Origin of the sequence: Ferrimonas sp. YFM, from assembly GCF_030296015.1 — a bacterium.
GTDB lineage: Bacteria > Pseudomonadota > Gammaproteobacteria > Enterobacterales > Shewanellaceae > Ferrimonas.
The window spans coordinates 4053696-4065836 of the sequence record NZ_AP027368.1 but is presented as its reverse complement, the minus strand read 5'-3'; the positions used below and the strand labels follow the sequence as shown (position 1 = coordinate 4065836).

Here is a 12141-nt window from a genome sequence, read left to right as displayed (position 1 = left end):
TTAACCTTCGGCATACCCCCTGGCTTCCGCCAGAGGGAATTTGCCCCTGACAAAGATGCCGTTGCCCCGGCCTAACTCCCTGCCTTCGCTGTCGTAGACCACGGACTCGGCAATAAACTGGGTTTTGTTGCGGTTGACCACCTTGCCCACCGCTCGCATCTTGCCATTGGCCACCGGCCGGGTCAGATAGGTGGTGAAGGAGGTGGTCAGCACGAAGAACTCCGGCTCCAGGGAGTTGGCGGCGAAGAATGCGGCGTCGTCCAGCATCTTGAAATAGACAGAGCCGTGCACTCCGCCGGCGGAGTGGTGGTACTGCTCGGACAGCTCGATCTCTATGGTTGCACTGCCCTCGGCGACCTCCATGGTGGGTCGATAGAGGGCATTGATCGGGGCGGCAGCGTACATGCTGACCAGCTTCTGATAGTGGCTTGAGGTGCTCATGGTATGGGGTTCTCCCTAAAGGACAGCGATCGCTCTGCCTATGAGCGATGCGCAGGGGTCGTCACTGGCCCTTGTCTGCAACATAGCGCCGTGAGGATGCGCTGACAACCGACCCGGCCTGGCTCTAGCCGAACAACTTCGCCTCCAGCAGATAATCAATCAGGCAGCGCACCCGCTGGGGGATCTGCCGTCGGGAGGGGTAGAGCAGGGTGAAAACCAGCCGTTCACTGCCTATCTCCGGCATCACCTGAACCAGCCTGCCATCGGCCAACTCCTGCTTGACGGTTACCGGCAGCAGACAGCCCATGCCCAGACCGTCGCAGATCATCTGCTGCATCATCAGTGGAGAGCTGGTGCGGAAGAAGTTTGTCGGGCGAATGGTGAGGCTGTTGTCCTGGTGTATCAGGTGCTGTGCTCCATCCGAGCCGGATTGGAACAGGGTGATCCACCTGTGCTGTTCCAGGTCGGTGGCACTGGCTGGGGTGCCATGCTGCGTCAGATAGGCTGGACTGGCGTAGAGGGAAAACGCTTCTTGGTGCAGCACCCTGGCCACCAGGGAGTCGTCTTTGGGAAAGCCGATACGAATCCCCAGGTCGATCTGCTCGCCAATCAAGTCCAGGGGCTGGTCGCTGACCACCAGGTCCAGCTGGATCTGCGGATAGCGTTGGCAAAACCCCTCCAGCACCGGTGCCAGGTGTTTGATGCCCACATCGTGGGTGACGGTCAGGGCCACCCGGCCACTGGGGACGGCGGGCTGACCTATGGCTTCCACGTCGTTTAATACTTCCGGCAGGGTCCGGGCCAGCTGATAGATGCGATCCCCTTCCGGGGTTACCGCCAGTTGCCGGGTCGAGCGCTGGATCAGACGAATGCCCAAGGCTTCCTCCAGCCCGGAGACTTGCTCGCTGACCCGTGAGCGACTGGTGTTGAGCTTGCGGGCGGCGGCGGCGAAGCTGCCGCTCTCCACCACCAGGGAGAAGATCGCCAGCGGCTTCAATTGGGAGAAATTGATTGTACTCAAAATCGGTGCGCTCCATTCGGGAAGGGTCGTCTAGTGGTGACAATCATTATTGCCGATACTGGCTGACACATCGATATGACAGACTTAAATTTCCAAGGAGAATCCTATGATCGCCATCACCGGAGCCAACGGCCAATTGGGCTGCCTCGTGATTCAATCCCTGTTGAAGCGTGTGCCGGCCGGGCAGCTTATCGCCCTGGTCCGTACCCCAGAGAAGGCAGAGGATCTGAAAGAGCAGGGCATCGAGGTGCGCCAAGCGGACTACAACCGTCCAGAGACTCTGGCACCTGCCCTGGCAGGCGCAGACAAACTGCTGCTGATCTCCGGCAGCGAGGTGGGCCAGCGCGTGCCTCAGCACAAGGCAGTGATCGAGGCGGCCAGGGAGGCTGGGGTGAAACTGCTGGCTTACACCAGTATTCTCAAGGCCGACCGCTCGCCACTGGCCCTGGCCGGTGAACACAAGGTCACCGAACAGATGATTGCAGAGTCCGGGATTGCGGCGGTGATGCTGCGTAACGGCTGGTACACGGAGAACTACAGTGCTCAGGCACCAGGGTTGGTGGAGATGGGCGCCGTGGCCGGTGCGGCCGCAGAAGGTCGTCTGGCTACGGCGGCTCGGGAAGATTACGCCGAGGCGGCGGCGGTGGTGCTGACCTCGGAAGAGAATCAGGCGGGCAAGGTGTACGAACTGGCGGGCAGCCAGGCCTTTACCCTGGCGGAGTTCGCTGAGGAGCTGGCCAGGCAGAGTGGCAAAAAGGTGGAGTTTGCTCCCATGTCCCAGTCAGAGTTCACCGGCGTGCTGGTGGGCGCGGGTCTGCCAGAAGGCTTTGCCGCTGCCCTGGCCGATGCCGAGGCTCACGCCGCCAATGGCTGGCTGTTCGATGACGGCGGCGACCTGGAGCGCTTGCTTGGCCGCAAGAGCCAGTCACTGGCTGTCGCCGTCGAGCGCGGATTGGCCTGAGTCGGCCATTGCGTCGTATAGGGAGCCGCTCTGCCGAGCGGCGTCCTGTCTGCTGCCCAAGGCTCAGTATTAAGAGCTTTGGCATTGGCCCGACGCTCTCCTTAGAGGTTAAGTCGGATACGTCAGGGCATTAAAGCTATGCTAAAAATGGTGCATTAGATAATCTTTGTGATCTGAATCACGAATATTTAGATGTTCTCATTGAATTATTTTTACTCACACCCCTCTAAACCAATGAATGAACCAGTTTGATTCCGAACGAGGGGAGCACTATGAGAGCTTTTGCCTGGCTGATGTTATTGGTGATGAGCCCATGGGCAACGGCGCAGTCCGATGCGCAGGAGTGGCCAACACAAGACGGTCCGGTGACCGTGGTATGGCAAAGTCCTGACGATTACCGAGATGTTCGTGCCAGTTCAGGGCGTCAGGACAGGTTTGAAAACCATGTCTTTGCCACTTTGGGTAAGGAGTTTCAGAAATCTCTGAAGCCGCTGCTCAATGATGGTGAGAAGTTGGTGATAACAGTGACCAACTTAGACCTGGCCGGGGACGTTCGCCCCTCTTTCGGCGCGGCGGCCAATGACATCCGTATCGTTAAGAGCGTCTATCCCCCAATGATTGAGTTCAGCTGGAGCCTGCAGGATGCCAGTGGCAATCAGTTGGATGGCGACACGGTGAAAATTAAGGATCTCAACTTCGAGCGTGGATCCACCAGGGCGAGCTACTCCAGTGATTCATTGCGCTATGAAACGACCATGATCAAGAACTGGGCCAAGCGGGATCTGCCTCAGCCCCTGGCAGCTCGACGCTAGACACACTGAGTATCTCAAAGGCCGGAGTCCGATGACTCCGGCTTTTTTGTTGTATAAAGAGAGGGGTGGATACAGAGGATGTTGCAGATGAAGATTGAGGAGCATCGGCTCAGGGTCTCAAACCTGTCCCGCAGTCTGGCGTTTTATCAGAATCAACTCGCCATGGCCCTGGTCTCTCTGGAGTCAATCAACGGCCGGCAGTGTGCCACTCTGAGTTATGGCCCTGGGCAAGCGTCGCTGGTGCTGATCGAGGAGATGGCTCCTCTGGCGGTGGCAGTGCAGCCCAACCCTGCCGAGGGTTACTGGAAGTTTTCACTGGCGGTGGACTCGGTGCCGGGGGCGATGTGGGCACTGCGACGCATGGGGGTGGCCACCGGGGAGCCATTCGAGGTGCCTCAGGTTGCGACCCTGTGTCACTTCACCGACCCGGACGGTTACTGCATAGAGCTGGTTCAGAGAACCTTTGGTGTGGCAGCTGAGCCTCAGGGGGAGCGTGAGTTTGCCAGTTTTGCGCCCTCGATGCTGCTGTCGACGGTTCGGGTGAAGGACCCCGGACTCTCTTTGGCTTTCTATCAGCAGGCCATGGGGATGCGGCTGCTGTCCCGGCAGCCTGTGCCCGAGCGTAACATGACCCTCTATTTCCTTGGCTACGACGACAGCGCCCTGCCGGAGCCGGGATTGGAGGCTGTGGCCAACAGGGAGTGGCTTTGGCAGCGCTCCTATACCCTGCTGGAGTTGCAGCATATCCAGGGAACAGAGTCATTGCCTGGCTTCCGATACCACAATGGGCCGGAGAGGGGGTTTGATGGACTTGGGGTGTCGGGCGCGCTCCCCAAAGAGCTGAAGTCGGAACTGGCTCAATGGGGCGTACGCTGGGAGAGCGGCGACCGTTGGGTCGACCCGGACGGGTTCGCCTGGTCCCTTATTTAACCGGCTCTAGGTTTGTTGTGAGCGCTTACTTACCTGCGCTCTTCATCGACTCGCGAAACTGGGTCAGGGTAGAGAGCAGCAGTTCCAGTTTCTGCACCAGTGGGGGCAATTTCTCGGTGCTGGGGGCTGCCTCAAACTGGTCGAATTCACCGACCACCTCTTCCAGGTAGGGCATAAAGCGGTTGGCCTTGGTGGTAAATCCCTGGCCTTCTGGAAAAACGGACTCAAATTTCCCATGCCCCTCCTGACGCAACTGCTCCAGCATGGCATCGGCATCAACCACTTGGCGGTAGGCTTGCTGAAAGGTTGCTTTAAACTGGGCGATCACCTGGTTGTAGGACATAGACTCCAAATCCTTGCTGTGAAAAGTTAGTATCGATTGGGCCGTGACATCCTGTTGCCGTTAATCTGGCTCTGGCCGTCGGCAAGGGTCGTCACGTCCCAGCGCCCTATTATCCGGTTTCATCTGATGAAGAAAAGCCGTTTTAGCCCCTAGTTTTGGAGAGATCATGCGACTGTTGTTATCCCTGCTGCTGTTTACCACACTGGCTTACGCGGCCCCAGATGACAAGCCTCCCTTCTTCCATGTACAGGGCGCCGAGGGGCAAGCCTGGTTGCTGGGGTCGGTTCATGTGGGGCAGAAGGACTTTTACCCCTTTGCCGAGCAGATAGAGCAGGCCTTCAGCACGTCTGTCGTACTGGCTCTGGAAGCGGACACCCAGGACCCGAAGATTGCCCAACAGATTCAGCCCTTTCTCTACGCCAAATCCCCCCTCCCAGACAGCCTCTCCCGCAAGCTGGCGACCTACTGCGGCGAGCGGGGCATGTTGTGCGACCCCAATCTGGCTCCCTGGATCCTGAGCTCACAGCTGCTGATGGCGGAGATGGCTCGCGCGGGGTATCAGTCTGCCCAGGGGGTTGAGGCCTACTTCAGTGAGCGCCGGGGTCAGAAACCTCTGTGGGAGCTGGAGGGGATGCTGTTGCAGATGCGGGTGTTCGATGGCCTGTCCGATGCCACTCAGCAGGCGATGCTGGAGGGGGCAATGGAGCCTATGGACGTCGGGCCGCTGCTGAATGCCTGGCGCAGCGGTGATCACGACCTGCTGGCGAAGCTGACTTTCGAAGATATCGCCGAAGAGCCTGAAGCCTGGGAGGCGTTGATGGTCAAGCGCAATCAGGGGATGAGAGACACTCTGATCTCCTGGTTGGGGGACACAAAGGGGCCAGTGTTCGTGGTGGTCGGTGCCGGTCACCTGGTGGGCGAAGAGAGTGTGGTGGCCCTGCTCAGGGAGCAGGGACTCAAGGTGACCGACTGCTGGCAGAGCCGCTGCCCTGCCAACTGACAACCAGATCAGAGTCTTTGCTGGATCCAGTCCCAGGCTTTGTCGGCCTGGCCGGCGTCGTAGGCCGGTGCCCTGGGATTGATAAAGCCGTGGGGTGCCTCGGTCAGGTGAATGCTGGCGGGCCACTGGGCCTGAGCCAGTTTGTCGGCGCCTGCATCCTCCTGACACAACAGCAGGTGGGTTTCCACTGGCAGAGACCCGTCCAACTGGGGCAGTTCACTGCCGTAGACCAGGATCGCTTTTTGAACCTGGGGGAAGCTGCGGCGGCTCAGCAGAGTGGCGATGGCGTTGGCCCCGGCGGAAAAGCCCAGCAGGGTGACCGGTTCCTGGTGAGCGTCCAGCCAGGCTTCCAGCTTGTCCGCATAGCCGGGCTTGCTGCAGCGGCACAGGAAGTAATCGTAGGCCTGCTGCTGATCGTTGAACGCAAATGGCTGACCCGCATAGGGGTCAAGCAGCTGACACTCCCCGGCGTGTTGGCTGAGGCTCTCTATCTGGCCCTTCAGGCTGGCGTGCTGGCCCCAGATGTCGGTGACCCAAAGCAGTGACATAGTTGGTTCTCCTTCCAAATCTGGCGGGATTGTACCCCTCAGGCCAAGTGCAGATCCACCGGGGTCTTGCTGTTGCGCCCTCCGACCTCTCTCACCAGCCGCGGCACCAGGAAGCCTGGCAGGATTTCGAGCAGCTGTGCCATCAACGCCCAGGCCCTGGATTCAGGCAGATCGAAGTGGGCGGCGCCCTGAACCTTATCGAGCAGGTGCAGGTAGTAGGGCAGGACCCCGGCATCGAACAGTGCCTCGCTGAGCTGACTCAGGACATCGGCGCAATCGTTCACTCCCTTGAGCAGGACCGACTGGTTCAGCAGGGTCACCCCGGACCGACTGAGGCTGCTCAGCCCTTCCCTTAACTCTGGGGTGATCTCATTGGGATGATTGATGTGCAGCACCAGTACCGTCTTGAGACGGGTGCTGGCGAGCAGTTGCCCCAGCTCCGAGGTCAGCCTGGCGGGCAGCACTACCGGCAATCTGGAGTGAATCCGCAGTCGGCTCAGGTGCGGCAAGGCCTCCAGGCGTTCCACCAGCCTCTGCAGATGCACATCTTTGGCCATCAGGGGATCGCCCCCGGACAGGATCACTTCATTGAGTCGGCTGTCCGATGCCAGGTAGTCCAGCGCCTGATCCATCGCCGACCCGCTCAGCTGGTTCTCCCCATAGGGGAAATGACGCCGGAAACAGTAACGGCAGTTCACCGCACAGCCCCCCTTGAGCATCAGCAGGGCGCGACTTCGGTATTTGTGCAGTATGCCGGGTACCGCCGCCTCCTGCTCCTCCAGAGGATCAGGACCGTATCCGGCTATCTGGTCAAACTCTCTGGCTGCGGGGAGCACCTGCAGCAGCAGCGGATCTCTGGGGTTGCCCTTCTCCATGGCGGCCACGAAGGGGCGGGGAACCCGCATGGGAAACAGGGTGCGAGCCGCTATCTCTTCGGCGAAGCTTTCTGGGTCAAGATCCAGGGCTTCGAGGAGCAGTTTGGGATCTGTATAGGCTTGCGCCAACTCCTGTTGCCAGCAGTCGTGCAAATTCAGGGAATTTCGGGTTATCATTTACCGTTAGACGTCAAAACGACCTGTTGGAAGAGAAAATAATGGCTTCTTACTCAACGAACGAATTTCGCTCCGGCCTAAAGATAATGCTGGATGGCGAGCCGTGCAACATCATTGAGAACGAGTTTGTAAAGCCTGGCAAAGGCCAGGCCTTTAACCGCGTAAAAATCCGCAAATTGCTTACCGGCAAGGTGCTGGAGAAAACCTTTAAGTCCGGCGAATCCGTGGAAGCGGCGGATGTAATGGATCATGACCTGGCTTACCTGTACAACGACGGTGAGTTCTGGCACTTCATGAACAACGACACCTTTGAGCAGATCGCGGCCGACGCCAAGGCTGTGGGTGACGCCGAGAAGTGGCTGGTGGAGCAGGATGTCTGCACCATCACCGTATGGAACGACAACCCCATCGTGGTGACTCCGCCCAACTTCGTGACTCTGGAAGTGACCGAGACCGATCCCGGCCTGAAGGGCGACACCCAGGGCACCGGCGGCAAGCCTGCCACCCTGTCCACTGGCGCCGTGGTGCGTGTACCTCTGTTCATCCAGATCGGTGAGATGGTGAAAGTGGATACCCGTACCGGTGAATACGTTGAGCGTGTTCGCACCAAGTAATCACGGCAGACGCTTGTGAGATAAACAGTGGGCCATGGCCCACTGTTTTTGTTTATGGAGACTCCCATGGCGACTTTAAGCCAAGATTGGCAACCTACGGCCCCCCTGGCAAACCTCAGGCAGCGAGCCCGGTTGATGGCCAGCATCCGCCAGTTCTTTGCCCAGCGCGACGTGATGGAGGTGGATACCCCGGCTCTCTCCAGGGCGGCCACGACCGATCTGCACCTGCACAGCTTCGACACCCGCTTTGTGGGGCCTGGTGCCGCCGATGGGGTGCCCCTCTACCTGATGACCTCTCCCGAGTTTCACATGAAGCGGCTGCTGTGCGCCGGCAGCGGCGCCATCTATCAGCTGTGCAAGAGCTTCAGGAACGAGGAGGCGGGAAGGCACCACAACCCGGAGTTCACCATGCTGGAGTGGTACCGCCCCGGCTTCGACCATCATCAGCTGATGGATGAGATGGCGCAGCTGCTGCAGGTGGTGCTGAACTGCGCCGAACCGGAGCGACTGACCTACCAGCAGGCGTTTGTCCAGGTGACCGGGTTGGATCCCCTGGCGGCGGACCTGGAGGCCCTCAAGTTCTGCTGCCGGGAGCATGGCCTGGGTGACATCGCCGATATAGAGGAAGACGTCGATACCTTGTTGCAGCTGCTGTTCTCCATGGTGGTGGAGCCGGTGATTGGCCAAGAGCGTCCCTGCTTCGTGTTTGACTTCCCTGCCAGTCAGGCGGCATTGGCCCGCATCAGCCCCTCTGACAAGAGAGTGGCGGAGCGCTTTGAGGTTTACTTTAAAGGCATAGAGCTGGCCAACGGTTTCCACGAACTCAGTGACGCCGACGAGCAGTTGCGCCGTTTTGAGCTGGACAATAGCAAGCGGACGCTGGCGGGATTGCCCGAGCGCCCCATCGACCACCGGCTGATTCGGGCATTGGCTGCGGGACTGCCGGACTGTGCCGGGGTGGCGTTGGGAGTGGACCGCCTGATCATGCTGGCCCTTGGGGAGAATCACATCGATGCGGTGACCGCCTTCCCCGTTTCCAGGGCGTGAGCTGACCCAAGAACATTTTTTCTTACGCTTTCGATTGCAGTTGCCCCCCTGTTACTGACTTGTGGGTGTCATCGTTAGCGGCTAACATGGCCTCAATTAAGTCAAATTCAAAATTGCATGAGCTTCAGGACCCTTCTGACAAAGTTGATGGTGCTCTGGGTGCTGGTCCTGTCACTGGCGGCCCCGGCTCATGCTGTTTATCACTTCGATGTTCACCAGGATCTGGTTCAGTGTGCCTGGTGCTTCCACGGGGATCATCAGGCCAAGGCCCTGACTCCCTCTCTGCCCAAGGCGCTTCTGCCGTCGGTTCATCCGCAACCCATTCCTGTAGATACGTGCAAGCCTCAGGTTGGGCCACAGCGGCGCTGCGTCATTCGCGGCCCTCCTTTGTCCTAAGTCGTTATATCCAAAAATATATTTTTATTTTTTCCGTCATGTCCCGTGGTGGGCGTGACCCTATGCGATTTTTAGGAACAAAGAACAATGAAACTGAATGCTGTTACCGCGGGCCTGGTTCTGGCCTGCGCTTCTGCTTCCGTGTTTGCGGCCAACAACCCTGCCATCAGCGTCGTACTGGACGGTTACTACCAGGATGGCGATCGCGCCCTGGGTAGCCGTGAAGACGGTCTTGGCCTGGGTGAAACCGAACTGGCCATCAGTGGCGCCATCGACGATCAGTTCTACGGCAAGCTGACCACAGTGCTGGAAACCCACGACGGTGACACCGAGGTGGAGCTGGAGGAAGCTTTCATCCAGACTATGGGTCTGCCTGGTGGCCTCTCCATCCGCGGCGGTCGTTTCCTGTCTGACCTGGGTTACCTGAACAGCCAGCACCCTCACTCCGACTCCTTCGTAGAGCGTCCTGCCATCTACCGCGCCTTCTTGGGCGGTCACTATTTCGATGACGGTCTGCGTCTGAACTGGGTAGCCCCCACCGAGACCTACTGGGTACTGGGTGCCGAAGGTTTCTCCGGTGACAGCCTGCAAGCGGAAGGCATCGAAGAGTCTGAACTGGAAAGTGTGGGCGTTTATCACCTGTACACCAAGCTGGGTGGCGACTGGGGCACTGACCACAGCTGGCAGCTGGGTTTCTCCTGGCTGCGCAACGAAAACGGTCAGGGCCACCATGAAGAGCATGAAGAGGAGGAGCACGAGGAGCACGCCGATGAGGGTGACGCCCACGCCGGCCACAGCCACAGTGCGTCTCTGACCGGCCGTGATCTCTACAGCCTGGATGCCGTCTATAAATGGGCGCCCAACGGTAACTACAAGAACAACTTCCTGACTCTGTCCGCAGAATATATGCTGATGGACAAGCCCTTCGAGGAGGCCGGTGGCGAAGAGAATCTGCCTGCCGACTACAAGGGCTGGTATGTGTCTGGTGTGTATCAGTTCAATCCCAACTGGTCTGCCGGTGTGCGCTATGGCGAGCTGACCGCTTCCATGGGCCACGAAGAGGAGCATGATGGCGAGCACCACCTGCACTTCGAAGAGGGCAAACTGAAGGAGACCGAGGTGATGGTCGCCTGGCACAACAGCCACTTCTCTACCGTTCGCTTGCAGTACACCCATCAGGATGATGAGCTGTTTGGCTCCAAGGACGACCAGATCCTGACTCTGCAATTCGTTATGGCATTAGGAGCTCACGGTGCGCACCAGTTCTAAATGGACCCTGCCCGTGCTGGCGGCGCTGCTTGCAGCGCCCCAAGCCTGGGCGCTCAATATCTTTACCTGTGAGCCGGAGTACGCCGCTCTGGCCAAGGAGCTGGCGCCGGAGGCCAATGTCTCCAGTGCCACCACCGCTCTGCAGGATCCTCACCACGTGCAGGCCAGGCCCAGTTTGATCTCCAAACTGCGACGTGCGGATCTGGCGATCTGTGCTGGCGCCGAACTGGAGGTGGGCTGGCTGCCGATGCTGCAGATGAAGGCCAACAACCGCAAGGTTCGTGATGGACAGCCGGGCATGCTCTATGCTGCCGAGTATGTGGACACCCTGGGCAAGCTGGATAAAGTCGACCGCTCCATGGGCGATGTGCATGCCGGCGGTAACCCTCACTTCCACTTCTCCCCACAGCGGATGCTGTCCGTCGCCGAAGCGGTGACCGCCAAGCTGGTGGAGCTAGACCCGGAACATCAGAGTGACTACCAGGCTAACCTGGCGGACTTCAGCCAGCGCTGGTCCCAGGCGACCACTCGTTGGGAAGCCGCTGCAGCGCCTCTGAAGGGCAAGAAGGTGATCGCCTACCACACCAGCTTCCAGTATCTGTTTGACTGGCTGGGCATGGAACAGGCGGGAGACCTTGAACCAAAGCCGGGGCTGCCGCCCACCACAGGTCACCTGGCACAGCTGCTGAAGCTCACCGAGTCCACCCCCATCATGGCGGTGATCTACACCGGCTATCAGGATGGCCGCGGTGCCCAGTGGCTGGGACAGAGAGCCAAGATCCCCGTGCTGCAGCTGCCTTTCGGCCCTGGTGTCGAGGAGGCAGACGATCTGTTCCAGCTGTATGACACCAACATCAGGCTGCTGCTGGAGACTCTGGAGAGCAACGATGTTTGATCTCACCATGTTCAGTATTCTGTTGCCTGCACTGGCGGCGGGCACCCTGGTGCTGGCCAGCCACGTGGTGATGGGGCGGCAGGTGCTGGCCCGGGGGATCATCTTTATCGATCTGGCGATCGCACAGATCGCCGCATTGGGGGCGGTATTCGCATCCACTCATCATGAGCTGGCGCACCTGGCCGGCTCTGGTCTGTGGATGCCACTGCTGTTCGCTCTGGTTGGCGCAGGCCTGATTGCCCTGCTGGAGAAGCACGCCAAGGCGGAGCTTGAGGCGATGATTGGCTGCCTCTATGTGCTGTCGGCGGTGGCGGCCATGTTGTTGCTGGCCAAGGACCCCCATGGCGGCGAACTGCTGAAGCAGCTGCTCTCCGGGCAGATCCTCTGGACCGACTGGCCCGCGCTCAAGCTGCCTGGCCTGTGCACCGCCCTGGTGCTGGGGTTGTTGCTGTGGCGTCCGGCGCTGCTCAGTGGCCGCGCTTTCTACCCGTTGTTTGCCCTTATGATCACCTTCTCTGTGCAGTTGGTGGGAGTCTACCTGGTGTTCTCCAGCCTGATCCTGCCGGCGCTGGCGGTGAACCGGCTGAAGGGCACCAAGGCTCTGGTTTTGGGGTATGGTGCCGGCCTGACCGGTTACCTGCTGGGACTGTGGGCATCGGCCACCTGGGATCTGCCCTCAGGAGCCACCATAGTCTGCACCCTGGCTGTGGTGTGTGCCCTGGTGAGGCTCACCCTGGCGCGAGGCGGCGAACTGCCCCAAGCGCAGCACAGCGCCTAGAGACAGAAGAGCGGTCGATGGCCGCTCTCTCTTT

15 protein-coding genes are annotated in these 12141 nt (G+C 59.6%); 9 read left to right on the top strand and 6 right to left on the bottom strand.

What is annotated here, in order from left to right:
• Together QUE41_RS18825 and QUE41_RS18820 are read right to left on the bottom strand one after the other, a co-directional pair.
• Positions 1-441: a PaaI family thioesterase gene (locus QUE41_RS18825; protein ID WP_286340495.1), complete on the bottom strand. Its 441-nt coding sequence runs from the start codon at positions 439-441 to the stop codon at positions 1-3.
• Positions 442-565: 124 nt separating this feature from the next.
• Positions 566-1462, bottom strand: a complete 897-nt coding sequence (locus QUE41_RS18820; protein WP_286340494.1) for a LysR family transcriptional regulator — start codon at positions 1460-1462, stop codon at positions 566-568.
• A 106-nt stretch (positions 1463-1568) separates the two neighbouring features.
• Here QUE41_RS18820 and QUE41_RS18815 point away from each other — a divergent pair, with 106 nt between their 5' ends.
• The 3 genes from QUE41_RS18815 (at position 1569) to QUE41_RS18805 (ending at position 4165) form a co-directional block, all read left to right on the top strand.
• Entirely contained in the window at positions 1569-2423 is an 855-nt protein-coding gene (locus QUE41_RS18815; RefSeq protein WP_286340493.1) for an SDR family oxidoreductase, read from the top strand.
• A gap of 272 nt (positions 2424-2695) precedes the next feature.
• A complete protein-coding gene (locus QUE41_RS18810) occupies positions 2696-3235 on the top strand; it encodes a DUF3016 domain-containing protein (RefSeq protein WP_286340492.1) in 540 nt (179 codons plus the stop codon).
• Positions 3236-3322: 87 nt separating this feature from the next.
• The gene (locus QUE41_RS18805; protein WP_286340491.1) at positions 3323-4165 is read left to right on the top strand and encodes a VOC family protein; all 843 of its coding nucleotides are present in this window, start codon (positions 3323-3325) and stop codon (positions 4163-4165) included.
• A 25-nt stretch (positions 4166-4190) separates the two neighbouring features.
• Here the strand turns inward: QUE41_RS18805 and QUE41_RS18800 are convergent, their stop codons facing one another.
• A complete protein-coding gene (locus QUE41_RS18800; RefSeq protein WP_286340490.1) occupies positions 4191-4508 on the bottom strand; it encodes a prephenate dehydrogenase in 318 nt (105 codons plus the stop codon).
• A 166-nt stretch (positions 4509-4674) separates the two neighbouring features.
• On the opposite strand from QUE41_RS18800, the gene QUE41_RS18795 reads away from it, so the two are divergent.
• Positions 4675-5508, top strand: a complete 834-nt coding sequence (locus QUE41_RS18795) for a TraB/GumN family protein (protein WP_286340489.1) — start codon at positions 4675-4677, stop codon at positions 5506-5508.
• An 8-nt stretch (positions 5509-5516) separates the two neighbouring features.
• Here the strand turns inward: QUE41_RS18795 and QUE41_RS18790 are convergent, their stop codons facing one another.
• Positions 5517-6056: a dienelactone hydrolase family protein gene (locus QUE41_RS18790; RefSeq protein ID WP_286340488.1), complete on the bottom strand. Its 540-nt coding sequence runs from the start codon at positions 6054-6056 to the stop codon at positions 5517-5519.
• Positions 6057-6094: 38 nt separating this feature from the next.
• The gene (epmB, locus tag QUE41_RS18785; protein ID WP_286340487.1) at positions 6095-7108 is read right to left on the bottom strand and encodes an EF-P beta-lysylation protein EpmB; all 1014 of its coding nucleotides are present in this window, start codon (positions 7106-7108) and stop codon (positions 6095-6097) included.
• 41 nt (positions 7109-7149) lie between these two features.
• Between epmB and efp the strand changes: the two genes are divergently transcribed.
• Together efp and epmA are read left to right on the top strand one after the other, a co-directional pair.
• Positions 7150-7722, top strand: coding sequence for an elongation factor P (efp, locus tag QUE41_RS18780; protein ID WP_028110029.1), 573 nt, complete (start codon positions 7150-7152; stop codon positions 7720-7722).
• Positions 7723-7788: 66 nt separating this feature from the next.
• Positions 7789-8769: an elongation factor P--(R)-beta-lysine ligase gene (gene epmA / locus QUE41_RS18775; protein WP_286340486.1), complete on the top strand. Its 981-nt coding sequence runs from the start codon at positions 7789-7791 to the stop codon at positions 8767-8769.
• Between the two features lie 171 nt (positions 8770-8940).
• On the opposite strand, the gene QUE41_RS18770 is transcribed toward epmA, so the two are convergent.
• Positions 8941-9081: a hypothetical protein gene (locus QUE41_RS18770; RefSeq protein WP_286340485.1), complete on the bottom strand. Its 141-nt coding sequence runs from the start codon at positions 9079-9081 to the stop codon at positions 8941-8943.
• Between the two features lie 171 nt (positions 9082-9252).
• On the opposite strand from QUE41_RS18770, the gene QUE41_RS18765 reads away from it, so the two are divergent.
• The 3 genes from QUE41_RS18765 to QUE41_RS18755 are packed head-to-tail and all read left to right on the top strand — an operon-like array spanning position 9253 to position 12107.
• Positions 9253-10434, top strand: a complete 1182-nt coding sequence (locus QUE41_RS18765; RefSeq protein WP_286340484.1) for a putative porin — start codon at positions 9253-9255, stop codon at positions 10432-10434.
• Positions 10418-11329 carry a metal ABC transporter solute-binding protein, Zn/Mn family gene (locus QUE41_RS18760; RefSeq protein ID WP_502875910.1) on the top strand — a complete coding sequence of 304 codons (912 nt, stop codon included), beginning with the start codon at positions 10418-10420 and terminating at the stop codon, positions 11327-11329. Before QUE41_RS18765 ends, QUE41_RS18760 begins: the two co-directional genes overlap by 17 nt.
• The gene (locus tag QUE41_RS18755; protein ID WP_286340483.1) at positions 11322-12107 is read left to right on the top strand and encodes a metal ABC transporter permease; all 786 of its coding nucleotides are present in this window, start codon (positions 11322-11324) and stop codon (positions 12105-12107) included. The genes QUE41_RS18760 and QUE41_RS18755 overlap by 8 nt, the downstream gene beginning before the upstream one ends.
• Positions 12108-12141: the final 34 nt, after the last annotated feature.